We start from the raw sequence: 23105 nt of genomic DNA on the forward strand, positions 1-23105 counted from the left end.
CCGGGAACGGCGTAGGGACTCCGGACGGCATAGGGGCTGCGGACGGCGTACGGACTGCGGACGGCGTACGGGCCGGGCCCGCCCTCCGCGCCCGGCGCGGCCCCCGGGCCCGGGTTCGGTGCGGCCCCCGGGCCCGGGTTCGGTGCGGCGTGCGGGTCCGGGTTCGGTGCGGCGTGCGGGTCCGGGTTCGGTGTGGCGTGCGGGTCCGGGTTCGGTGTGGCGTGCGGGTCCGGGTTCGGTGTGGCGTGCGGGTCCGGCGCGCGGGACGGGCGCGGCGGGGCGGCGGGGCCGGCCACCATGTCCCGGGGCTCGGTCCGCGCACTGGAGGGGTCGTACGGGGGATGCGTGTACGGGCCGTGCTGCTCGGGCAGGGTGTCCCCCTCCCGCGGTGGGAGGACGGGGGCGGGCCCGTAGGGACGAGGCGGCCCGGCGGGGGGCCCGGGACGCGGGGCCGCGGGCGCCGGCCCGGGAGGCTCCGGGGGCCGGAAGCCGTACGGCGGGGGGCCATCGGCCGCGAGGTACGGCGGAGGGTACGGGAGCGGCTGCCCGGACGGCGGAGGCGGCGCGGGCGGCGCGGGCGGCGGGGCCGGCACGGCCGGCGTGCTCGGCCTGCTCGGTGCGGCCGGTGGGCGGGCCGGGAGCGCCGCGGAGACCGGAGACCGCGGGGGCGCGGCCGGGGGCGGCGGGGCGGGTGGCGCGCCGTTCCACGGAGGTGCCGGGGCGGCCGCTGGTTCACCCGGCGGCCGGGTCGGTCGTTGGTAGGTGCTCACGGCGCTCCACTGTCCGGCGTTCGGAGGCGGACTGTAGCGGAGATGTCACCACTCAGCACAGTTGTACGACTACCCGGTGTGAGGATCATGAGGCCGCGAACGGGCGCGGAACCGGCCCCGTCCGGCCTCAGGAGCCCCAGACGTCCGGGCCCCACCTGTCCGGGCCCCCCGTGCGTCCGGTCACCCGCGCGTCCGGCCCCCGCGCTTCGTTCCCCGCGCGTCCGGTCAGCCGGCGCCGAAGGCCCGGTCGGTGTTGGCGGCCACGGCCTCCGCCATCGTGTCCTCCGGAACGCCCTTGACCTGCGCCATCGCCCGCAGCGTCAGCGGGATGAGATACGGCCCGCCCGGGCGCCCCCGGTACGGCACCGGCGTCAGGAACGGCGCGTCCGTCTCGACCAGCAGCAGATCCAGGGGCGCGACGGCGAGTGCGTCGCGCAGGGGCTGCGCGTTCTTGAACGTGACGTTGCCGGCGAAGGAGAGGAAATAGCCGTTCTCCGCGCAGGTCCTGGCCATGGCCGCGTCCCCGGAGAAGCAGTGGAAGACGACCCGTTCGGGCGCCCCCTCGTCGGCCAGCACCCGCAGCACGTCCTCGTGGGCGTCGCGGTCGTGGATGACGAGCGTCTTGCCGTGCCGCTTGGCGATGGCGATGTGGCGGCGGAAGGACCGCTCCTGGGCCGCCCTGCCCTCGGGGCCGGTGCGGAAGTGGTCGAGGCCGGTCTCGCCCACGCCCCGCACCTGGGGGAGGGCGGCGAGCGCGTCGATCTCGTCCAGCGCGGCGTCGAGAGCGGCGTCGCCGCCGGGCACGCGGGCCCCCTGCCGGGACCAGCCGTCGGGGTCGCCGAGGACGATCCGCGGCGCCTCGTTGGGGTGGAGCGCCACCGTCGCCCAGACGCTCTCGTGCGCGGCCGCCGTCTCGGCCGCCCAGCGTGAACCGGCGAGGTCGCAGCCGACCTGCACGACCCGGGTGACGCCCACGGCGGCGGCCGCGGCCAGGGCCGCCTCGACCGTGCCGGACTGCATGTCGAGGTGGGTGTGCGAGTCGGTGACCGGCACGCGCAGCGGTTCGGGCGGCGGGGGCGGGGAGTCCTTGCCGGCTTCACGGGCAGCCTTGCCGGTCCCGCCGGCTTCACCGGCTTTCCCGGCCCCGGCGGGCTTCCCGGCCTTCGCGGCCTTCGCGGGTTTCCCGGCCCCGGCGCCTCCAGGGGCCGGACCGGGCCGCCCGGCATCGCCGGACCCGCCCCGCCCGGTGGGCCCGCCCCCCGCACCGCTCCCCGGGGACGCGCCGACGGCACCGGACGCCCCGGCGCTCGCCACTCCCGCGCTCACCACTCCCCCGGGCTCGCCCGGCGCCACGGGCCGGCCGGCGCTCCGGGTTCCGGTCCCGCTCCCGGTCCCGCGACCGCCCTCGCCGTCGTCCCCCGGGGTCCCGTTCGCTGTCGTCGCTGCCGCCATGGCGGCGAGTCTACGATCCGCGCTCCGCGCCGGGGCGGCCCGGCCGGGAGCCGGCTACCGCCCGGGCTCCGGCTCCGTACCCCCGGCCGTCGTCTCCCCCGAGCCGGCGGCCGTCTTGGCGGCCACCACCGCGTCGAACACCTCGCGCTTGGGCACCCCGGCCTCGGTGGCGACCGCCGCGATCGCCTCCTTGCGCCGTTCGCCGGCCTCCTCCCGGACCCGCACCCGGCGGGCCAGCTCGCCCGCGTCCAGCTCCGCCGGGCCGCGTTCGGGGGCGCCCGCCACGACGACGGTGATCTCGCCGCGCACCCCTTCGGCCGCCCAGGACGCCAGTTCGGCGAGCGGGCCGCGCCGTACCTCCTCGTAGGTCTTGGTCAGCTCCCGGCAGACGGCGGCGCGCCGGTCGGCGCCGAAGACCTCGGCCATCGCGGCGAGCGTCCCGGCCAGCCGGTGCGGGGACTCGAAGTAGACGAGGGTGCGCCGCTCCCCGGCGGCCTCCCGCAGCCGGCCCAGGCGTTCGCCCGCCTTGCGGGGCGGGAACCCCTCGAAGCAGAAACGGTCCACCGGCAGCCCGGAGAGCGCCAGCGCCGTGAGGACGGCGGACGGCCCGGGCACGGCGGTGACCCGGATGCCCTGCTCCACGGCCGCCGCCACCAGCCGGTAGCCGGGGTCGGACACCGAGGGCATCCCGGCGTCGGTGACGAGCAGCACCCGTGCGCCGCCCACCAGCTCCGCCACCAGTTCCGGGGTACGGGCCGCCTCGTTGCCCTCGAAGTACGACACGATGCGCCCGCGGGTCCGCACCTGGAGCGCCTGGGTGAGCCGCCGCAGCCGGCGGGTGTCCTCGGCCGCGACCACGTCGGCCGCCTCCAGCTCCTCCGCCAGCCGCGGCGGGGCGTCCGCCACCGCGCCGATGGGTGTCCCTGCCAGTACGAGCGTTCCAGTCACCGGGCCATCCTCGCAGCTCCCGCGCGCCGTCCCGGCCGCCCCTGGGCCCGGGCGGCCGCCCCGCGCCCCGCCGCGGCGGACGGGCGGCGGGTGGGGGCCCTCCGCCCGTCCGGCGCCGGACCTCCGCCGCCGTTCCCTACGATGGCGCGGTGACCAGTGACACCGCCACCGGCTCCCGCGACGAGCCCGCGCTCGGCGAGCGGCCCTCCGCGGCGCCGCCCGACGGTGCGGCCGGGCCCGCCGGATCCACCGGGACCGCCGCCTGCACGCCCTGGCAGCTCCGGCTGCGCCGCTACGGCTACCGCGGGCCGGCGGAGCACCTCCGCGTCCCGCTGCGCGAGCGGCTGGTCCCGCCGTTCCGCTCCGCGGGCACCCGGGTGTGGACCGTCCTCGGCGTGGATCCGTACACCGCCGAGAAACTGGTGCGCTGGTCCGCGTGGGGCGCGCCGCTGCTCGTCGCCCTCTTCGCGGGGCTGCTCCGCTTCTGGCAGCTCGGCAGCCCGGAGGCGGTGATATTCGACGAGACGTACTACGCGAAGGACGCCTGGTCGCTGCTGCGGTACGGCTACGAGGGCACCTGGGCGGAGAAGGCCAACGCCGCGATCCTGGCCGACCCGCAGCGCGTCCCCCTCAGCCCCGACGCCAGCTACGTCGTCCACCCGCCGGTCGGGAAGTGGACGATCGCCTGGGGCGAGGCGGTCTTCGGCCTCACCCCGCTGGGCTGGCGGTTCGCGACGGCGGTGCTCGGCACCCTGTCCGTGCTGATGCTCTGCCGCATCGGCCGCCGCCTGTTCCGCTCCACCGCGCTGGGCTGCCTGGCGGGGCTGCTGCTCGCCGTGGACGGGCTGCACTTCGTGATGAGCCGGACGGCGCTGCTCGACCTGGTGGTGATGTTCTGGGTGCTGGCCGCCTTCGGCGCGCTGCTGATCGACCGGGACTCCGCGCGCGCCCGGTTCGCCGACGCGCTCGACGCCCGCGCGGCCACCGGCGAGGGCGCGGGCAGGTCCGGGGACGCCGGCACCGGCGCCGCCACGGCCGCCGGCCCGGCCGGCGGCACGGCCAGGGCACCCCTCTCCCGCACGGAGCCCGCGGACGCCGGGACGGCGGCGGACGGCCGGTCCGGCGGCCCCGGCCCGGCACACCCGGATCCCGCCCGGCCCGACCCCGCCGTCGGGGACCGGCTGCGGCTCGGCGCCCGCCCCTGGCGGCTCGCCGCGGGTCTCTTCCTCGGGCTGGCCTGCGCCACCAAGTGGAACGGGCTGTACGTGCTGGCGGCGTTCGGCGTGCTGACCGTCCTGTGGTACGCCGGGGCGCGCCGCACCGCGGGAGCGCGGCGCCCGTACCGGTCGATGCTGCGGCGGGACGCGGGCCCGGCGTTCCTCTCCCTCGTCCCCGTCGCCGTGGTCACCTACATCGCCTCCTGGGCGGGCTGGTTCGCCACGAGCGGCGGCTACTTCCGCGACTGGGCGGAGGGCCGCCGGGGCCTCTCGCCGGATGCCGTGTCCCTGGCCGGGGTGCGGATCCCGCTGCCCCAGGTGGACCTGACGTGGGTGCCGGAGGCGCTGCGCAGCCTGTGGCACTACCACGCGGAGGCGTACCGCTTCCACGTCAACCTGGTCGATCCACACCCCTACCAGTCGAATCCGTGGTCCTGGCTGGTGCTGGGGCGCCCGGTGTCGTACTTCTACGAGTCGCCGAAGCCGGGCGAGGACGGCTGCCCGGCGGACACCGTGGACAAGTGCGCCCGGGAGGTGCTCGCCCTGGGCACGCCGATGCTGTGGTGGGCGGCGTGCTTCGCGGTGCTGTACCTGCTCTACCGGTGGTTCTTCCGCCGCGACTGGCGCGCGGGCGCCGTGCTGTGCGGGGTGGCCGCCGGCTGGCTGCCCTGGTTCCTCTACCAGGAGCGGACCATCTTCCTCTTCTACGCCGTGGTGTTCGCCCCGTTCCTCTGTCTCGCGGTGGCGATGATGATCGGCGCGCTGCTCGGGCCGCCGGGCGCCCCGGAACGGCGCCGGGTGTTCGGGGCGGTGGGCGCCGGGGTGCTCGTCCTGCTGATCATCTGGAACTTCGTGTACTTCTTCCCCCTCTTCACCGGGCAGGCGATTCCGCTGGAGTCCTGGCAGGACCGCATGTGGCTGGACACCTGGGTGTGAGGCCGCGGCCATGCCGTAGAGTGCGCCGCACTGCGCTTGACACCGGGGGTCGAGCTTCCAAGTACCCGAGATCTGTGGGGGTTTCTCCGATGCGTAGTGGCGCGAAAGCCGCCGTGGCCGGTGGCGTGTTCGCGGCGGTGGTGGGGGCGGGTTTCGGCGTCCACGCCCTGACGTCGGACGACGGGCCGGCCGGGAACGGCGGCACGGCGCGGACCGCACCCGAGAGCCCGGAGGTGCGGACGGGCCCGCCGGACGCCGAGGAGATCCAGGAGACCTCCGAGGGATTCCTCACCGCCTGGGCCGCCGGCGAGCCGGGGAAGGCCGCGGCGCTCACCGACGACCCGAAGGCCGCCCGCGCCGCCCTCACCGGCTACCGCGACGAGGCCCACGTGACCAAGGTCACCCTGGAGCCGGCCGCCGCCTCCGGCGCGAAGATCCCGTTCACCGCCACCGCGGAGATCACTTACGAGAAGCAGCGGACCTCACTCGCGTACGAGTCCTCCCTGACGGTCGTCCGGGACGAGAAGACCGGCAAGGCCGTCGTCCGCTGGAAGCCCTCCGTCCTCCACCCGGAGCTGGGGAAGGGCGACACCCTCGTCACCGGCGACTCCGAGGCGCCCCCGATCAAGGCCCTGGACCGGGACGGCGCGGAGCTGACCAAGGAGGCGCACCCCACGCTCGCCGAGGTCCTGGACAGCCTGCGCGAGCGGTACGGCGACAAGGCCGGCGGCAAGCCCGCCGTGGAGGTGGCCGTCCGCCGCGACAAGGGCGACGAGCAGCCGGACAAGACGCTCAAGGTGCTCAGCGAGGGCGAGCCGGGCGAGCTGAAGACCACGATCGACGCCGGTCTGCAGGCCGCCGCCGAGCAGGCCGTCGCCAAGCGCGACCGGTCGGCCGCGGTGGCGGTGCGGCCCAGCACCGGTGAGATCCTCGCCGTAGCCAACAACCCGGCCGACGGCTTCAACGTGGCGCTGCGCGGCTCGCTGGCGCCGGGCTCCACGATGAAGGTCGTCACCTCGGCGATGCTGCTGGACAAGGGGCTGGCGTCGCCGCAGAAGGCGCACCCGTGCCCCAAGTACTCCTCCTACGGCGGCTGGAAGTTCCAGAACCTCGACAAGTTCGAGATCGCCGGCGGGACGTTCGCGCAGTCCTTCGCCGCCTCCTGCAACACCGCCTTCATCTCGCAGGCGAAGGAGCTGTCCGGCAGTGACCTGGGCAAGGTCTCCCGCGACTTCTTCGGCCTGGGCCTCGACTGGAAGACGGGCGTGGCCACCTTCGACGGCGCCGTGCCCACCCAGCGGGACGCGCCCATGGCCGCCTCGCTCATCGGGCAGGGCGGGGTGCGGATGAACCCGCTGACGATGGCCTCGGTCTCGGCCACGGTGAAGGCGGGCGTGTTCCGCCAGCCCGTGCTCGTACCGGTGTCCGTGGACGACCGGGCGATCGCCAAGGCGCCGTCCTCGCTGCCGCCCGCGGTGGCCGACGAGCTCCGCGGGCTGATGAAGCTCACCGCGACCTCCGGCACGGCCGCCGAGGCCATGGCGGGGCTCTCCGGGGACATCGGCGGCAAGACCGGCTCGGCCGAGGTGGACTCGCAGAAGAAGCCCAACGGCTGGTTCACCGCCTACCGGGGCGACCTGGCCGCGGCGGCCGTCGCCCAGGCCGCGGGGCACGGCGGCAAGACGGCCGGTCCGATCGTCGCCGACATCCTGCGCGCCGGGGGCTGACGGGCGCGGAGCGCCGTTCGTTCACCGCGGGCGGTCCGGGTGCGGCACTTTCGTGCCACCTCCCGGACCGCCCGCGGCGTTTCCCGGCGCGTGACGCGCCCGGCGGCCGGCGCGGCGAGGGCCGGGCCGGACCGCCGGCGCGTGCGACGAGAGCGGCAGCGCCCACTCCGGCGGCTCCCGATACGTGACGGGCGGTCACGTATCCACCGGAAGCCGTACCCCCTGCGACTCGGCCCGTGGCACGGCACACCGTGTTGCCGGAGAGCATCACCGGGCGTCCGTGGTCCCGGAGTTCGGTGTCCCGGGGTTCAGCCTCCCGGCCGCAACCGTGTCGGCACCGGAGTCGCCCCGGGCCGGTCCTCTCCTCCGCGTTCCGTCGACGGCCCCGCCGCGCACTGTCCCGCCGTCCGGACGTCCGCCGGATCGGCCGTTGGCCGCACCGGCGGCACGTCCCGACGGGCCGGTGGGGCCGGTCAGCCGCCCGCCGGTCAGTTGCCGGCCGGTCAGTTGCCGGCCGGTCAGTCCCCGGCCGGGCAGGAGCGCAGGGCGCGGACGAGGGCCTGGGCGCGGGGGTCGGCGGTCACGTTGCGCTGCATGCCGCAGGTGACGTAGCCGAAGCCGATGCCCGCCTCCGGGTCGGCGAAGGCCAGCGAGCCGCCGCGCCCCGGGTGGCCGAAGGAGCCGCGGGAGAGCAGCGGGCAGGACGGCCCGTGCAGCATGTGGCCCGGCCCGAAGCGGGTGTTGACGACGAGGACGCGGTCCGGCCCGGCCGACTCCTCCGTCCGCGCCTGGGTGAGGGTGGCCGGCGCGAACAGCCGCCGGCCGCCCGCGACGGGGCCGATCAGCGCCGCGTAGAAGCGGGACAGCGCCCGGGCGGTGGCGATCCCGCCGGAGGCGGGGACCTCGGCCGCCTGGTAGTCCGGGGCGTTCTCCGCCGGCGGCGGGGCGACGGCGGCGAACGCGCGCCGGGTGAGCGAACCCGGATCCTCCCAGGCGGCGGTGACGGACGGTTTGGCGCGGACCCGCAGCCCCGCCGCGGCCGGCGGGGGCGGGGCGGTGACGGGGCCGATCCGGCCGACCCGGTGCCGCTCCGCCGCCGGCAGCCCCAACCACAGTTCGAGCCCGAGTGGGCCGGCGATCTCCTCGGCGATCCAGCGGCCGACGGTGCGGCCGGTGGCGCGCAGCACGAGTTCGGCCAGGAGCCAGCCGTAGGTCATGGCGTGGTAGCCGTGGGCCGTCCCCGGCTCCCAGGCCGGCGTCTGGGCGGCCAGCGCGCGTGGCGCGGAGACCCCGTCCAGCGCCTCGGCGGGGGTCAGCGGGGTGTCCAGCGCGGGCAGCCCGGCCCGGTGGCTGAGCACCTGCCGCACCAGCAGGCGCTCCTTGCCGGCGGCCTTGGCCTCGGGCCAGTAGGTGGAGAGCGGCGCGTCGAGGTCGAGCTGGCCGCGCTGCTGGAGCAGGAGCGGCACGGCCGCCACGATCCCCTTGGTGACGGAGCGGACCAGTTGGGCGGTGCCCTCGGTCCACGGCTCGTCGGTGTCCGGGCCGGAGGTGCCGGCCCAGAGGTCGACCACCTTCTCGCCGTCGCGGTGCACGGCGACGGCCGCGCCGCGCTCCCCGCGCTCCTGGAAGTTGCGGACGAAGGCCTCCCGGACCGGCTCGAAGCCGTCCGCCACCGTGCCGTGGACGTCCACCACTGTGCTGCGCTCCCGTTGCCCGTTTACGTCACCGCGCATCCATAGTGCCTGGTATGCCGCCCCGCCCGGGCGGCGGGTCCCGCCCGGGGCGCCCACACCGGGCGCGGTGCGCGGCGGCACCGCCCGTGGCCGGGCGCGAGGAGATCGGCCGGGCTCGCCGCTCAGGGCCACCCCGCCGGCTCGCGGCTTCCCCCGGTGAGCCGGGGCGGGGAACGGTCCGCGCGCCCCCGGCCCGGTCCCCGTGAGCCGCCGGGCCGCGGTGGGGGGACGCCGTGGGCGGGCGTGCCGGGAATCCTCAGACCTGTTCGAAGGGGAACGCCTTGATGAAGCAGTCGCGGGGCCGGCCGACCGCGAAGAGGACGCACTCCACGGGTGACTGCGCGGTGAGGGCGTCCCCGGCCCTGCGGGGTGTGGTGTCCCACTGCTCGGAGAGCGGGTCAGGGTTGTCGAAGTCGGGCGGGTCGAGGGAGATCACCCGGACTCCCCGGGGCCGCAGGCCGGGCCGGCCGCCGGGAAGGGCCGGGGTGAGTCCGTCCGGGCGCGGGATGCCGGTGAACGCCCCTGCTCGCCGGCGACGGGCGGCGGTCACGTCCGCGCCGGTGGGACTAGGCTGCCGGAGCCGGCACACGAACGAAGGACGCCCATGGCCCGTCCCCCTGCCTCCGGACCGGAGCAGCCCGTCCTCGCCGTCGGTGACGGCAACGGCCGGCGGGTCTCCGTGCGCGACCCGCAGGGGGCCTGCGTGGCGTTCCCGGCGTTCCCGGCGCGCTTCCGGTATCGACCAGGTCCGGCCGGGGCCGTTCCGAAGAGGCCGTGAGCCCATGAGAGACATCGTGTTCACCCGCGGCAGCGGCTGGATCCCGGTCGTGATCCGCGAGGACGGCGAGCTGAGACTGATGCTCGGCGCCGGGGCCGACGCCAACCACGACCCCCGCACGTTCACCTTCCCCGTCGGGGAGGCCCACCTCGCGGTGGTCCGGGAGGACCTGCCCAGGCACCTGCTGCTGTGGAGCGCGGTCCTTCCGCTCTGTGCCGCCGCCGGAACCCGGGGCCCGCTCGACGAGGATGCCGCCACCGCGCTCCTGGACCCGGTCCTGCTCGCCTCGCCGGCGGACGTCGACGCGCTCTTCCGGCGCATCCCGTGGGACAGGAGCCGGCTCATCGCCCACGGCGCCGACATCGATCTGCTCGAGCGCGGAGAGGTCTGCGCGGCGATGCGATCGGCGACCGGGACACCGGACGAGAAGCGTGCCCGGGAACATCACGCCCGCAGGCGCCGGGCCGAACGCGGGGTGGTCCTCGGCCCGCTGGACGCCGCGATCCTGCGGTACACGGGCCAGTACGCGCACGGCGGGACGGTTCCCCGGCGACTGCCCGGCGCCGTCGACGCCACGCTGCTGCCGGAGGTGATGCGCGTGATCGCCACCGCGGAGCGGGCCTGCGCCGGGATGCGGATCGGCCTCGATCCGCGACGCGGAAACCGCGCCACGGACAAGCACGACTGGAAACGGGTGGCGGCGACGGTCGACGCGGCCGTCCGCCACGCGCACCCCGCACTCGCCGACGACACGGTGCGTTCGGTGAGCTTCCTGATGTGCTCGGAGACCGCGGACCGCTCCAGGAACACACCGGCGGAAGAAGACGACGCGGAGGCCGCCGCCGACCGCGCCGGCCGCGGTGGGAGCGAGGGAAAGACCGCCCTGTTGTTCACCGACGACAAGGACGCCCGGAGGACGTGGCTGCGGGACGGCCCGCGCAGCGCCTCCGCGGAGTTCTGGCAGTTCGTCGGCGAGCGCTCCGCCGCGGACAACGAGGTGTTCACCATCGAGGACGAGGAGAGGGGCGAGGGGATCCAGCTCCACTTCTACGCGGACTCCGCCGCCCGGATCACGACGGTAGGCGAGGGCGAGGGCGGATCGGATCCGGCGTACCGGGTCGAGTACAGCCTGGTCGACGGGCTCGGCGGATACCGGAAGCTGGTGAGCGCCTTCGCCCGCGGCGGCTGCGCCGCACTCGAACCGTACGGTCCCTGGATACCGGATGCCGCCGAGTTCGAACGCGCGCGCCGAAGGCGGCGCGAGGCGCGCCGAGGTCCGTCGCGGAAGTGAATCTCGTTCATCGGGGATCATCGTCCTGCGGGGCGTGGGGACCTGACGCGTCACCGGTGAGCCCTGTCCCCCGGGCCGCCCCTCTCCTCCCGGCCTTCGGTGACCGAGGGAACGGTGGAACACAAGGCACGCGAGGACGCCGGGGGTTCGGCCCCGTTCATCCCCTTCCGGACGGGCCGGCGTCGTCATGGCCGCCACCGTCCTCGATGGCTACGGCGGCGGTGGCGGCAGCGGATGCGGCGCCGGCAGGTGAAGGCAGGCGCCGTCCGCGGGAGTCCGCGACGCGCAGGACGTCGGCCAGGCACTCGGTGAGGCGGATGGCGGCGTACCGCACCTCGGCCTGCGGCGACATCGGGTCCTCCAGCACCCGCCGGGCGCGGAGGAGGACGTCCAGGCCGTCCGCGAGCTGCCGGGCCTCCACCTCGTCGGCGCGCCGCGAGACGTACCCTCCGCCGTCCGCCGCGGCGAGGAAGCAGGGCTTGCCGTCCGGCGAGGACCAGGGCAGCAGCCGGAGCGAGCGTGCCGACTCCATCACGCGGCCACCTTCCCCGCGCCGGTGAGGTGCCGGCCGAGGCCGGAACCCGGATCGGCGGCGAGGACGAACGTGACCCGGCAACGGCCCCGGCGCGCCCGTTCCTGCCTGCGCCGCACCTGTTCCTGTTCGTGGGCGACGCGATAGGGGCGGACGAGCCGGGAGCCGGCACCGTCGAGGGGACGGTACCGGCCGTACGGGGAGCGGGGCAGCGGAAGGCGGACGGCATCGGCGGCCCGGGCCGGGACGTGGGCGGGACGCGCGTGGCGAGGGCCACCCGCCCGGTGGGTTCCCGTACCGGGACCGAGGAGGGCGCCCAGCCGGTGGGCGAGGCGGCGGACGAGGTCGGGCATGTCGGCGCTCCTGTGCAGCGTTGGCCGTGCCCCGGGAGGCCCCTGCTCACCTCGCCGGGTCTTCGTGTTCACGAACGTACGCCCGTCTACAGACCTCTGTATACAAGTACAGAGGGAACCACTCGTTCGTGTAGCTCAGGGCATGCATACCGTGGACATATGAGCGATGGAGCGGAGTCGAAACCCACCCTGGACGCGATGAGCGCACGACCGCTCTACGTTCAGCTGGCCGACGTGATCGGGAAGAAGATCGAGTCGGGTGAGCTGGCACCCGACAGGCCGATCCCCTCCGAGAACCATCTCGCCGACGAATACGGCGTGGCTCGGCTCACCGCACGGCGGGCGGCGCAGGAACTCCGGGAACGCGGGCTCATCGTGACCGTGCGCGGCAAGGGGTCCTTCGTCGTCGAACAGCCGCCCACCGCGTCCACGGAAGAGGGCGGGACCGCCGGCTGACGGTCCCGCCCCTCCGTTCTGCATCTGCCGCGGGGAGCCTTCGCGCGTCCGGGCCGGGCGGACCGCCGTGCACCGGCGGTCCGCCCGGCCCGTGGCGTCAGCGGACCCGGTCCGCCCCGGAGACCGGCTCGCCGGTTCGGGGGCCGGTGGGCGCGTCTCCCGCGATCCCACCCGCCGTGGTCCCGCCGGCGGGGCCGTCGCCGTCCGCCGTGCCGGTCCCGTTGGCCGTGCCGGCGGAGCCGCCGTTCTCACCGGCTCCGTCCGTTCCGCTTCCGGCCAGCGCGCGGTGGAGTTTCTCGCCCTCCACGTCGACGTCCGGGAGGATCCGGTCCAGGCCGCGCGGCAGCCACCAGGCCGCCTTGGAGAGCAGCCCGAGCACGGCCGGGACGAGGGTCATCCGCACCACGAAGGCGTCGAACAGCACGGCGATCGCGAGGCCGAAGCCGATCATCTTGACCATGGAGTCGGAGGAGCCGATGAAGCCCGCGAAGACGCTGATCATGATGATCGCGGCGGCCGTGACCACCCGCGCGCCGTGCCGGAAGCCGGTGACGACGGCCTCCCGCGGGCTCTCCCCGTGGACGTACGCCTCGCGCATCCGCGTGACCAGGAAGACCTCGTAGTCCATGGCCAGCCCGAACACGACCCCCACCAGGAAGATCGGCATCATGCTCATCACGGGGCCGGTCTCCTCGACCCCGAACAGACCGCCCAGCCAGCCCCACTGGAAGACCGCCACCACGGCGCCGAGCGCCGCGACCACGGAGAGCAGGAAGCCGAGCGCCGCCTTGAGCGGGACGAGCAGCGAGCGGAACACCACCGTCAGCAGCACGAACGCGAGGCCGACGACGAGGGCCAGATAGGGCAGCAGGGCGTCGTCGAGCTTCTGCGAGACGTCGATGTTCATGGCGGTGGAGCCGGTGACGAGGGTCTGGGCGCCGGTGGCGTCCGCGAGGTCCGTGGCCTCGGCGCGGATGTCGGCGACCAGGTCCTCGGTCTCGGCGCTCGTCGGCGCCGTTGCCGGGATCACGGTGAACAGGGCCGTGTCGCCCGCCTTGTTGAACTGTGCCGGGGTGACGGTGGCGACCCCGTCCAGTTCGGCGACCCGGTCGGTGACGCGCTTGGCGGCGGCCTGCGGGTCGTCGCTGCCCTCCGCGTCCACGACGCCGACCAGCGGTCCGTTGAACCCGGGGCCGAAGGAGTCGGCGAGCAGGTCGTACGCCTTGCGCTGGGTGGTGCTGGTGGGCTGGCTGCCGTCGTCCGGCAGGCCGAGGCTCAGGTCCGCGGCCGGGAGGGCGAGGACGCCGAGACCGAGGACACCGGCGAGGAGCGCCACGACCGGCCGGCGCAGGACGGCGCGGGCCCAGCGGGTGCCCAGGTTCGGCTTGTCCCGCTCCGGGGCGTGCCCGGCGGCCGCCCCGGCGGGCTCCCCGGACGTGACGGCCGCGGCCCCGGCGCCCTCGGCCGCACCCTTGCCGGCCTTGCCGCCCTTGCGCGCCTTGCGCCCCAGCACCCGCCGCCCGGCGAAGCCCAGCAGCGCGGGGATGAGGGTGAGCGCCACGAGGACGGCGACGACGACCGTGCCGGCCGCGGCGAGCCCCATCGTGGTCAGCATCGGGATGTTGACGACGGAGAGGCCGGCCAGGGCGATGACCACGGTGAGCCCGGCGAAGACCACGGCGGATCCGGCCGTGCCCACGGCCCGCCCCGCCGCGTCCTCGGGTTCGCGGCCCTCGGCGAGTTCGGCGCGGTGGCGGGAGACGATGAAGAGGGCGTAGTCGATGCCGACCGCCAGGCCGATCATCGTGGCGAGGATCGAGGTGGTGGAGGAGAGGTCCAGCACGCTGCCGAGGGCGGTGATGGTCCCCACCCCGACGCCGACCCCGATCAACGCGGTGACCAGCGGCATCCCCGCCGCGATCAGCGAGCCGAAGGTGATCAGCAGCACGATCGCGGATACGGCGACGCCGACGACCTCGCCCGTGCCGGTCGAGGGGATGGCCTGGAGGGCGTCACCCCCGGTCTCGACGGTCAGTCCGCTGTCACGGCCCGCCTCGGCGGCGTCCAGCAGTTCTTGGCGGGACTCCTCGGTCAGCTCGAAGCCGGTCACGTCGTAACCGACCTGGCTGTAGGCGGTGGTGCCGTCCCTGCTGACGGCCTTGGTCTTGAAGGGGTCGGGGGCGTCGGCGACCTGTTCGCCGGAGCGCAGCTCGGTGACGACCGCGCGGACCGCGTCCCGGTTCGCCGGGTCGGTGATCTTCTCACCGTCCGGCGCGCGGAAGACGACGCGGGCCGTGGCGCCGTCCGCGGCGCTTCCGGGGAAACGTTCCTCCATGACGTCGAAGGCGCGCTGCGCCTCCGTGCCGGGGATCGAGAAGGAGTTGCCGGCGGGGGCGGGCGCGGACGCCGCGGCGAAGCCCACGCCGGCCAGCAGCACCGCCCATATCAGGGCGGTCAGCCCGCGCCGCCGGAAGGCGAATCGGCCGATGCGGTAGAGGAAGGTGGCCACTGGAAGGATGCTCCCGTTTCGGGTGTCGGGTCTCGGATCTCGGTGCGTGCCACGACCGGGTGAGGTCGCGGACAGCACTTCGGTGACCTGCCCGGATGGCGTCCGGGGGCCGGCGCCCGGGGCGGACGGGCACAGGTGGGGACGGGAGGGACGAATAGGGGTGGGTTTCGAACGGCGACGGACGGCGGGTGACGGCGGCCGGATCAGGCCGGGCGCACGCCGGTGGCGCATCGCCGCACACGCGGCACGCCGGACGGCGACGGCGGCGACGACGACGGCGACGGCGACTTTCGGAGGCGGGAAGGCACGGGCATCCCTCAGACGCCCAGGACCGGCAGAACCACGGAGTCCAGATAGTCGGTCAGGGAACGGGAGTCGGCATACACGCCGTCGATCAGGAAGGTCGTGACGACGGCGCCGATCAGCAGGTGCGGCACATACCGCCGGGCGGGGGCGTCCGCGTCCAGTTCCCCCCGGTCCACGGCACGCTGGAGCACCTGGTCGATGGCGCGCATCTCAGGCTCGATCAGCAGTTCACGCAGCGCCTGGTGGAGATCGGCGTTCCGGTGGATGGCGTGACCGAGGGCGGCCAGCAGCTCGGCCTCGTGGCACAGCTTGACGTCGTCGAAGCGCCGGGTGATCTCCCGCATGTCGCCGCGGAGCGTGCCGGTGTCCACGTCGGCCAGCTCGGGCGGCACCCCGTGGCGCAGCGCGGAGACGACCAGCTCCGGTTTGCCCTTCCACTGGCGGTAGAGCGTGGCCTTGCTGGACCGGGTGCGCTGGGCCACCGCGTCCATGGTCAGCGCCTCGTAACCGACCTCGCGCAGCAGGCCGAGGACGGCCTCGTACAGCTCCGCCGCCCGCTCGGGGGTGAGCCGGCTGCGGCGGGCCGCCCCCGGGGCACAGTCCAGCAGACTGCGGCACGCGGACGACGCGGCCTTCTCCACCATGACGACTCCTCCCTGCCTGCCGGGTCTCCGTTCCTCCGCGCGCCCACCCCGCCGTCACGGCGCGGCACGCGTACGAAACGGTTTCGTACCGCAGACTCTAACTCCGGCCCGCAGCGAAACGTTCCCGTTTCGCTGTCCGGCGGGTGTGCGCCCCGTCACAGCCCGACGCGAACCCGGTGCGCGGCACGCGCGCGAGTGTCACCGGCCGTCCCGTGGCCCGGTCCCGGGCACGTCCCCGAACCGCTTTCCCCGAGCCGCCGCCCCGACGCGGCCCCGGGCCGTGACAGCCCACACGTCAGCCCACCGGCCTGCCCGCGCGCCTTCCCCGGCGTCCAGCCCCCACCAACGGCGTGCGCCCGCGGCTCCGGACGTGCCCATGCCGCCGCGCGGCTCCGCGACGCGCGGAGGCGCACCGCCGGATCCGGCGGTGCGCCTCTCACCGAGGAGGCCGGAAGCCCGGCGGCCCCTCCGTCCGTGCGCGCCGTCCCTCCACGCGCGCCGTCCTCACGCGTCACCGCGTGACCTCATGTCAGCACGCGCTCAGCACGCGGTCATCCCGTGCGCCCCGGGCCCCGGGCCCCGAAGGGTCACCCCGTGCTCTCCCGCCGGGCCGCCTCGTCCGCCGCGCCGCCCGCGCCGACGAGCCCCCGGGGCGGGCCCGACGCCGCCAGCCGGGGCTCTGCGCGCCGCATCTCGCGCTGCCCGGCGAGCCCGATCACGCTCGGCAGGACGCCGCGCACCGCCTGCATACCGCGCAGCCACCACTGGCCGTACACGTGGGAGGAGCGGCGCTCGACGCCGTCCACCAGCCGTTCGACGGCGGGGGCGAGCGGGTAGGTGCGGTTCGCCGGCCAGGGCAGCCCGGCCCGCAGGTCCCGCATGACCTCGTTCTCGTCGGCGCCGCGCACCATGTCGGTGTCGGTCCAGCTCAGATAGGCGACGCCGACCCCGACGCCCTTGTACCCCACCTCGGCGCGCAGGCAGTGGGCGAACGCCTCCACCCCGGACTTCGACGCGCAGTACGCCGACATCATCGGGGACGGGGTGATCGCGGCGAGCGAGGCGACCTGGAGCAGATAGCCGCGGCTGTCCAGCAGCGCGGGCAGGAAGGCCCGCGCGGTGGTCGCGCTGCCCATCAGGTTCACCTGGAGGACGCGGTTCCAGGCGGCGGTGTCGGAGTCGGTGAACGGCCCGCCCGTCGCCACACCCGCGTTGGCGACGACGATGTCCACCTGGCCGAACCGGTCCCGCACCTCCCCGGCCACCCGCTCCATCGCCTCGGCGTCGGTGACGTCCACCGTCCAGTGGGCGGTGTCGCCGCCGATGTCGGCCGCGACCTCCCGGAGCCGGTCCGGCTCCAGGCCGAGCAGCGCGACCCGCGCGCCGCGGGCCGCCAGCCGCCGCGCCATCAGCTCCCCGACGCCGCGCGCCGCGCCGGTGACGACGGCGACCCGCCCCGCGACCCTGCTCTGCCGGCCTCCGTCCGTCCGGACGCTCATGCGGACTCCTCCCTGATCACTCGCTCCCCGGCCGGTGCCGGTACGTTTCGTTCCGCCGTCGCGCCACCGGCCGGCGCGCGGCCGCCGGCCGCCCGTTCCCCCGCGAGGTGGTCCCGGACCAGGCCGCGCACGGCCCCGCTCACCTTCTCCGGCGCCTCGACGGGCGCCATGTGGCCCACACCGTCGAGGGTGACCAGGCCCGTGGAGTGCGGCAGGGCGGCCACGACGCGGTGGGAGAGGGCGGGCGGCGTGAGCCGGTCGGCGCTCCCGGTGAGGACGGCCGTGGGGACCGTCAGCCCGGCGAGGCCGGCGTCCAGGTCGAGCACGGCGAGCACGTCGGCCGCCCAGCGGGAGCGGACCCGGCGCGGGCAGGCGTGGACGATGCCCGCGCAGACGTCGATCTGCTCGCGGGTGGCGCCGGGCCCCATGGTCACGTGACGGAGGAGCCTGCGGGAGATCCGGTTGACGGGGCCGAGCGGGGCGGCGGAGCCCAGCAGGGCCCGCTGGATCGCGGTGCGGACCCGGCCGGCCCGCAGCGGCAGCACGGTGGACTCCGCGAGCAGCCGGGAACTGCCGGTGTTGCAGAGCAGCGCGGCGGCGGCGCGCTCGGCGAGAACGGGGCGGCCGGCCGCGGCCATCACCGTCATCCCGCCCATGGAGTGCCCCGCGAGGACGGCGCGTTCACCGGGCGCGAGGGTGGCGCCGAGCACCGCTTCGAGATCCTCGGCGAGGGCGGTGGTCGAGCAGCCGCCGGGGCCGGGGGCGGGACTGCGGCCGTGGCCGCGCTGGTCGTAGGCGATCACCCGGTGGTCGGCGGCGAGGTCACGGGCGACGGCGGCCCAGAAGGCGATCGAGCAGGTCCAGCCATGGACGAGGACGACGGCCGGCGCGTCCGCCGGGCCGTACACCTCGGTGTGGAGGCGGGAGCCGTCGGCGGAGGTCACGGTCAGTTCGCGGACGGGGGCGAGCGGCGCGTACCGCCCGCCGGGCGCCGGTGGGACGCGGCTCATGCGGAGGACTCCCCGGTGGGTCGGGGGGCGGAGGGCGCGGGCCCGCCCGCCCGGGCGGCGGCGTTCGCGGGCACGGGGCCGGTAGTGGCGGGTGCGCGGACGACGGTGTACTCGGCGGGGTCGAGCCGCCGGGTGGCCCGGCGGAACTCGCCGGTGGTGCCGGGCCAGACGGTGGTGTTGCGGCCCGCGGCGTCGAGGTACCAGCTCGTGCAGCCGCCGGTGTTCCACACGGTGCGGAGCATCCGCTCCTGCACCCGGTCGTTCCAGGCGCCGGTGGCGTCCTCACGGGCGTCCAGGGCCACGGTGCCGGGGCCGCCGAGCCGGTCGAGCCGGCGCAGGTGGTCGATGGCGTAGTTGAGCTGGGACTCGATCATGAGGATCATCGAGCTGTTCCCCAGCCCGGTGTTGGGCCCGATGACCATGAGGAAGTTGGGGAAGCCGGGCACGGCGGCGCCGCGCAGCGCCCGCATCCCGCTCTCCCGCCACGTCTCCGCGAGCGTGCGGCCGTCCGCGCCGGTGACGCGCTCCGCGATGGGCATGTCGGTGACGTGGAAACCGGTGCCGAAGACGACGGCGTCCGCCTCGGTCCGGGTGCCGTCGGCGGCGACGAGCGTGGAGCCGCGCACCTCGGCCAGGCCCGAGGCCACCACGTCCACGTTGGGCCGGGCGAGCGCCGGGTAGTAGGTGTTGGACAGCAGGATCCGCTTGCAGCCGATCCGGTAGTCCGGGGTGAGCTTCGCCCGCAGCCCGGAATCCGCGACGGCCTTGCGCAGGTGGCGCGCGGCCAGCTTCTCCACCGCGCCCAGCATCTGGGGCCGCTTGGTGAACGCCTGCACCTGCAATTCCCGGACGCCCCACAGCAGCAGCCGGCGCAGACCCGCCGTGACCGGCAGCGCGCCGTGCAGCCGTCGTTCGAGGGCGCCGATCGGCCGGTCCACCCGCGGCATCACCCACGGCGGCGTGCGCTGGAAGAGGGTGAGCCGCTCCACCTCGGGCTGGAGTTCGGGGACGATCTGGATCGCGGAGGCGCCGGTGCCGACCACCGCGACGCGCTTGCCGCGCAGGTCGTAGGAGTGGTCCCAGCGCGCGGAGTGGAAGACCTTGCCGGGGAAGGTGCCGAGTCCGGGAACGTCCGGGATCCGGGGCTCGGAGAGCGGCCCGGTCGCGGAGATCACCACATCGGCGGTGAGCGGGCCGCTCGCCGTCTCCAGCTCCCAGTGGAGCCGCTCGGTGTTCCAGCGGGCGCCGCGCACCTCGCTGTCGAAGCGGAGGTGCGGACGCAGGCCGAAGGTGTCGGTGACCCGCTCCAGATACGCGCGGATGTACGGCTGGCCGGAGAAGGCGCGCGGCCAGTCGGCGTTGGGCGCGAAGGAGAAGGAGTACAGGTGGGACGGGACGTCGCAGGCACAGCCGGGGTAGTCGTTGTCGCGCCAGGTGCCGCCGATCGCGTCGGCCCGCTCCAGCACGGCGAAGTCCGTGATCCCCGCGCGGCGCAGCCGGACGGCGGCGCCCAGGCCACCGAACCCGGAGCCGATCACCGCCACCCTCACGTGCCTGTGCCGCCGCCGGTGCCCCTGTTCCCGCTCGGCCATCTCCCGCCTCCCGAACCGCCGTTCAGCCGTACGGCTCCGCGACACCGGCACCCGCCGTACGGCCACGGGTCCTTCACGGAACCATTGCGCCAGCGATTACTGGCATGGTTGGGAGAGTAGAGCAGGAACGTACCGGTGGGTAGGGGGTCGGCCCAAAGAAGTTACCGCCGGTTGCACCTCCTCTCCGGGCCGACGGGCGCCCGGTCGGCAGTCCCCGGCGGTCCCGGACATGGGCACGGGACCGGGACCGGCCGGGCACGGGGCCGGGCAGACCTGCCGGGGCCCCCGGGGCCGGCGCGGGGTGTCCCCGGACTGAGCGGCACCACAAGCGCCGTGATGGCCCGGTCCGCGCCGTGCCGTGCCGGTCCGTGCCGGAGGCCGGGGGAGTTCCGCGCCGGGTGCCGCGACCCGCTGAACCTTCCCGGTCACAGCACTAGGCTGCCGGTGTGGCGAACGACGAACGGGAGAACCCCGCACCAGCCCGGACGACCGGCGCCGCACGCGCGGCGGTACGCGGCGACGCGCCCCGCACGGCCGCGCACCCCGCGAGCGGGTCGGGCGCGGCCACCCCGGCCGAGTCGCCCCACGTGACGCCCGCGACGGATACGGCAGGCGCGGCAGATGTGACGGACGTGCCGGAGACGGGCAGCGGTGACGCCACCGGCCGGGCGGCCGACGGGCCGGCCGATGAGAGGGGCGCCACCCCGATCGGCGGGCCGGCCGGTGAACCGGGCGGCTCCGCGCCGGACGGCGAGGCGGCGGGCCGACCCGCCGGTGAACCCGGCGGACCGCCGAGCGCCGGCGCCGGGGCCTCCGCTCTCCGCGAGTACCGCGTGGAGGACCTGGCCGCGGAGGCCGGTCTCCCCGTCCGCACCCTGCGCTTCTACCGCGAGCGCAAGCTCCTGCCGCCGCCGCGCCGCGAGGGGCGGATCGCCTGGTACAACGAGCACCACCTGGCCCGGCTGCGCACCATCGCCGCCCTCCTCGACCGCGGCCACACCCTCCACGGCATCGCCGATCTGATCGGCGCCTTCGAGAGCGGGCGCGGCGTCGGCGAACTGCTCGGCCTGCCGGGCTCCTCGGAGGTCCGCTGGTCCGAGGAGACCCCGGTACGGCTCTCCCCCGAGGAACTGGCCGACCACTTCGAGGGCCAGGTCACCACCGAGAACCTCCAGGCCAGCCTGGACCTCGGCTATGTCGCCCTGGACGGGGACGCCGTGGTGCACGTCAGCCGCAGGCTGCTGGAGGCGTCGGGCGCCCTCGTGGACGAGGGGGTGCCGCTGGCCGCCGTCCTCGCCGCCGCCCGCCGGGTGCGGGTGCACGCCGACGCCCTCGCCGAGGTCATCACCGGTCTTCTCCGCACCCACGTCCTCGGCGGCCTCCTCGACCACCGGGACGGCGAGCAACCGCTGAGCCCCGCCGAACTCGGCCGGATACGCGAGGCGGTGGAGCGGCTGCGACCCATCGCCGAGGTCGTCATGGACGCGGAACTCGCCATGGCGATGGAACGCCGTATCTCCGCGGCGCTGGACGGCCGGCGCGGCGAGCACGGCGGCGGGACACGCGAGCCACCGCCGGCCGAAGGCGTCAGCCCGCCGCCAGGTCGTAGCTGACCGTCACGGGCGCATGGTCCGACCAGCGCAGTTCATGGCTCGGCGCCCGCTCGACCTCGGCCTTGACGGCCCGCCCGGCCAGTCCGCGTGAGGCCACGTGCAGGTCGATGCGCCAGCCGCTGTCGTTGTCGAACGCCCGTCCCCGGTAGGACCACCACGAGTAGGGGCCGTCCTGCTCCGGGTGGAGTTCGCGCACCACATCCGCGTAGCCCGCCTCGGCGTAGACCCGGCCGAGCCAGTCCCGCTCCTCCGGGAGGAAGCCCGCCTTCTTGCGGTTCGCGCGCCAGTTCTTCAGATCGGCCTCGCGGTGCGCGATGTTCCAGTCGCCGCAGACGAGCACCTCCCGGCCGCCGGCGGCGGCGCGCTCGCGCAGCCCGGTGAGATAGGGCAGGAACGCCGCCATGAACCGCTCCTTCTCGGCCTGCCGCTCGGTGCCCACCTCGCCGGAGGGCAGGTAGAGGCTGGCCACGGTGAGGCCCGGCAGGTCGATCTCCGCGTACCGGCCGCTGTCCTCGAACTCCGCGCACCCGAAGCCGATCCGGACGGCGTCCGGCACCCGGCGGGACAGCACGGAGACCCCGGCCCGGCCCTTGGCGGCGGCGGGCGCGTGGACGGCGTGCCACCCCTCGGGGGCGCGGACGGCCTCCGGGAGCTGCCCCGGCTCGGCCCGCACCTCCTGGAGGCAGACCACATCGGCGGCGGTCCCGGCGAGCCACTCCACGTAGCCCTTCTTGGCGGCGGCGCGGAGACCGTTGACATTCACGGAGGTCACAGTGAGCACCGGCGCACCCTACCCGGCCCCCGGACGGCCGCCCCCGCCCGCCCCCACCGGCGCCCCGGGCCGCCCCGGCGCCTCCGCCGGCAGGTGGCAATCCGTACGATTACGCCTATGCAGCTGCGTACCGTCCGCCACGACCACCCCGACGCCCGGAAGCTGAACGACCGGGTGCAGCTCGAGTACACCGAGCGTTACGGCCAGCCGGACCTCACCGAGATGGACCCGGCCCAGTTCGACCCGCCGAACGGCCTCTACCTGCTGGTCCACGACGAGGACGGCACCCCGGTGGCCACCGGCGCCTGGCGCGCGCAGGACCGGAACGACGAGGGGTACGCGGACGGCGACGCCGAGATCAAGCGGATGTACGTGGTCCCCGAGGCGCGCGGCCGGGGCATCGCCCGGCTCGTGCTCGCCGCGCTGGAGGACAGCGCCCGGGCGGCGGGACGGGTCCGCATGGTGCTGGAGACCGGCACCAAGCAGCCGGAGGCGATCGGCCTCTACCTCTCCTGCGGCTACGAACCGGCAGCCAAGTTCGGCCTCTACCGCTTCGAGACGGAGAGCCGCTGCTTCGCCAAGCCCCTCGCTCCGGCCCCGGCAGGCCCGGAAGCGGCTGTCCCGGAGACGGCAGTCCTGGAGCCGGCGGGCCCGGCCCGGGAGCCGGGAGCGGCGCCGTCGCCCCACTCCGCGCCGGGACCGGCCGACGCGGACCCCGCCGGCACCGCGCGGACGGCCCAGCCCTCCGCGTAGCCGAGCGCCCGGCCGGTGTCACCGAGACCATGGCCAGGGGGCCAGGGGGCCAGGAGAGCCGGGCGGGGCGGGAGCGGGACCGGGCAGGCGCGCCGGGAAACCCCCGGCGCCCGCGGTGCCCCGCCCGCCGGGCCCGCGCGATGTACTCCCAGCCACGGGGCGGACACCCGGGCGGACCTACCCGGATGCCCCGGCAGCGGCTGGGGCACCCCCG

16 protein-coding genes and 2 pseudogenes are annotated in these 23105 nt (G+C 75.7%); 6 read left to right on the top strand and 12 right to left on the bottom strand.

What is annotated here, in order from left to right; all coding sequences use genetic code 11:
- Positions 1 to 995: 995 nt before the first annotated feature.
- Positions 996 to 1823 carry a TatD family hydrolase gene (locus HCK00_RS04290; RefSeq protein WP_375781910.1) on the bottom strand — a complete coding sequence of 276 codons (828 nt, stop codon included), beginning with the start codon at positions 1821 to 1823 and terminating at the stop codon, positions 996 to 998.
- A 453-nt stretch (positions 1824 to 2276) separates the two neighbouring features.
- Positions 2277 to 3170 (bottom strand): 16S rRNA (cytidine(1402)-2'-O)-methyltransferase, encoded by an 894-nt coding sequence (gene rsmI / locus HCK00_RS04295; protein ID WP_168100416.1) that lies wholly within the window; start codon positions 3168 to 3170, stop codon positions 2277 to 2279.
- A gap of 149 nt (positions 3171 to 3319) precedes the next feature.
- Here rsmI and HCK00_RS04300 point away from each other — a divergent pair, with 149 nt between their 5' ends.
- Entirely contained in the window at positions 3320 to 5323 is a 2004-nt protein-coding gene (locus HCK00_RS04300; RefSeq protein WP_375781911.1) for a dolichyl-phosphate-mannose--protein mannosyltransferase, read from the top strand.
- A gap of 89 nt (positions 5324 to 5412) precedes the next feature.
- Entirely contained in the window at positions 5413 to 7050 is a 1638-nt protein-coding gene (locus HCK00_RS04305) for a penicillin-binding transpeptidase domain-containing protein (protein ID WP_168100417.1), read from the top strand.
- Between the two features lie 518 nt (positions 7051 to 7568).
- On the opposite strand, the gene HCK00_RS04310 is transcribed toward HCK00_RS04305, so the two are convergent.
- Entirely contained in the window at positions 7569 to 8783 is a 1215-nt protein-coding gene (locus tag HCK00_RS04310) for a serine hydrolase domain-containing protein (protein ID WP_168100418.1), read from the bottom strand.
- 256 nt (positions 8784 to 9039) lie between these two features.
- A pseudogene (locus HCK00_RS04315) lies at positions 9040 to 9240 on the bottom strand (SDR family NAD(P)-dependent oxidoreductase); the annotation flags it as partial.
- 325 nt (positions 9241 to 9565) lie between these two features.
- On the opposite strand from HCK00_RS04315, the gene HCK00_RS04320 reads away from it, so the two are divergent.
- Positions 9566 to 10852 (top strand): DUF6357 family protein, encoded by a 1287-nt coding sequence (locus HCK00_RS04320; protein ID WP_168100419.1) that lies wholly within the window; start codon positions 9566 to 9568, stop codon positions 10850 to 10852.
- Between the two features lie 157 nt (positions 10853 to 11009).
- On the opposite strand, the gene HCK00_RS04325 is transcribed toward HCK00_RS04320, so the two are convergent.
- Positions 11010 to 11384 carry a hypothetical protein gene (locus HCK00_RS04325; protein ID WP_240965256.1) on the bottom strand — a complete coding sequence of 125 codons (375 nt, stop codon included), beginning with the start codon at positions 11382 to 11384 and terminating at the stop codon, positions 11010 to 11012.
- Positions 11384 to 11737 (bottom strand): hypothetical protein, encoded by a 354-nt coding sequence (locus HCK00_RS04330; RefSeq protein WP_168100420.1) that lies wholly within the window; start codon positions 11735 to 11737, stop codon positions 11384 to 11386. Before HCK00_RS04330 ends, HCK00_RS04325 begins: the two co-directional genes overlap by 1 nt.
- A 159-nt stretch (positions 11738 to 11896) precedes the next feature.
- On the opposite strand from HCK00_RS04330, the gene HCK00_RS04335 reads away from it, so the two are divergent.
- The gene (locus HCK00_RS04335; RefSeq protein WP_240965257.1) at positions 11897 to 12193 is read left to right on the top strand and encodes a GntR family transcriptional regulator; all 297 of its coding nucleotides are present in this window, start codon (positions 11897 to 11899) and stop codon (positions 12191 to 12193) included.
- A 97-nt stretch (positions 12194 to 12290) separates the two neighbouring features.
- Here the strand turns inward: HCK00_RS04335 and HCK00_RS04340 are convergent, their stop codons facing one another.
- The 5 genes from HCK00_RS04340 to HCK00_RS04360 all read right to left on the bottom strand — a co-directional run bounded on the left by HCK00_RS04340 (position 12291) and on the right by HCK00_RS04360 (position 19753).
- Positions 12291 to 14702, bottom strand: coding sequence for an MMPL family transporter (locus tag HCK00_RS04340; protein WP_168100421.1), 2412 nt, complete (start codon positions 14700 to 14702; stop codon positions 12291 to 12293).
- 317 nt (positions 14703 to 15019) lie between these two features.
- Positions 15020 to 15652, bottom strand: coding sequence for a TetR/AcrR family transcriptional regulator (locus HCK00_RS04345; protein WP_168100422.1), 633 nt, complete (start codon positions 15650 to 15652; stop codon positions 15020 to 15022).
- Between the two features lie 587 nt (positions 15653 to 16239).
- On the bottom strand, positions 16240 to 17151 hold the full coding sequence (locus HCK00_RS04350; RefSeq protein WP_168100423.1) for an SDR family oxidoreductase: 912 nt from the start codon (positions 17149 to 17151) through the stop codon (positions 16240 to 16242).
- Complete coding sequence (locus HCK00_RS04355) at positions 17148 to 18161, bottom strand: alpha/beta fold hydrolase (RefSeq protein WP_168100424.1); 1014 nt, start codon at positions 18159 to 18161, stop codon at positions 17148 to 17150. The genes HCK00_RS04350 and HCK00_RS04355 overlap by 4 nt, the downstream gene beginning before the upstream one ends.
- The gene (locus HCK00_RS04360) at positions 18158 to 19753 is read right to left on the bottom strand and encodes a flavin-containing monooxygenase (RefSeq protein ID WP_168100425.1); all 1596 of its coding nucleotides are present in this window, start codon (positions 19751 to 19753) and stop codon (positions 18158 to 18160) included. Before HCK00_RS04360 ends, HCK00_RS04355 begins: the two co-directional genes overlap by 4 nt.
- A 446-nt stretch (positions 19754 to 20199) precedes the next feature.
- Here HCK00_RS04360 and HCK00_RS04365 point away from each other — a divergent pair, with 446 nt between their 5' ends.
- On the top strand, positions 20200 to 21366 hold the full coding sequence (locus HCK00_RS04365; RefSeq protein ID WP_375781912.1) for a MerR family transcriptional regulator: 1167 nt from the start codon (positions 20200 to 20202) through the stop codon (positions 21364 to 21366).
- Here HCK00_RS04365 and HCK00_RS04370 read toward each other — a convergent pair.
- The gene (locus HCK00_RS04370; RefSeq protein ID WP_168100426.1) at positions 21341 to 22147 is read right to left on the bottom strand and encodes an exodeoxyribonuclease III; all 807 of its coding nucleotides are present in this window, start codon (positions 22145 to 22147) and stop codon (positions 21341 to 21343) included. The two genes, HCK00_RS04365 and HCK00_RS04370, sit on opposite strands and share 26 nt — an antisense overlap.
- A gap of 108 nt (positions 22148 to 22255) precedes the next feature.
- Here HCK00_RS04370 and HCK00_RS04375 point away from each other — a divergent pair.
- A pseudogene (locus tag HCK00_RS04375) lies at positions 22256 to 22753 on the top strand (GNAT family N-acetyltransferase); the annotation flags it as partial.
- Positions 22754 to 23105 lie beyond the last annotated feature (352 nt).

Source organism: Streptomyces zingiberis (assembly GCF_012034935.1).
Taxonomy (GTDB): domain Bacteria; phylum Actinomycetota; class Actinomycetes; order Streptomycetales; family Streptomycetaceae; genus Streptomyces; species Streptomyces zingiberis.

What these genes read in the sequence shown, in the direction of transcription:
- HCK00_RS04305 (WP_168100417.1), top strand. Translation starts at nt 5,413, where the DNA reads ATGCGTAGTGGCGCGAAAGCCGCCGTGGCCGGTGGCGTGTTCGCGGCG.
- HCK00_RS04310 (WP_168100418.1), bottom strand. Translation starts at nt 8,783, where the DNA reads ATGCGCGGTGACGTAAACGGGCAACGGGAGCGCAGCACAGTGGTGGAC.
- HCK00_RS04320 (WP_168100419.1), top strand. Translation starts at nt 9,566, where the DNA reads ATGAGAGACATCGTGTTCACCCGCGGCAGCGGCTGGATCCCGGTCGTG.
- HCK00_RS04325 (WP_240965256.1), bottom strand. Translation starts at nt 11,384, where the DNA reads ATGGAGTCGGCACGCTCGCTCCGGCTGCTGCCCTGGTCCTCGCCGGAC.
- HCK00_RS04330 (WP_168100420.1), bottom strand. Translation starts at nt 11,737, where the DNA reads ATGCCCGACCTCGTCCGCCGCCTCGCCCACCGGCTGGGCGCCCTCCTC.
- HCK00_RS04335 (WP_240965257.1), top strand. Translation starts at nt 11,897, where the DNA reads ATGAGCGATGGAGCGGAGTCGAAACCCACCCTGGACGCGATGAGCGCA.
- HCK00_RS04345 (WP_168100422.1), bottom strand. Translation starts at nt 15,652, where the DNA reads ATGGTGGAGAAGGCCGCGTCGTCCGCGTGCCGCAGTCTGCTGGACTGT.
- HCK00_RS04350 (WP_168100423.1), bottom strand. Translation starts at nt 17,151, where the DNA reads ATGAGCGTCCGGACGGACGGAGGCCGGCAGAGCAGGGTCGCGGGGCGG.
- HCK00_RS04355 (WP_168100424.1), bottom strand. Translation starts at nt 18,161, where the DNA reads ATGAGCCGCGTCCCACCGGCGCCCGGCGGGCGGTACGCGCCGCTCGCC.
- HCK00_RS04360 (WP_168100425.1), bottom strand. Translation starts at nt 19,753, where the DNA reads ATGGCCGAGCGGGAACAGGGGCACCGGCGGCGGCACAGGCACGTGAGG.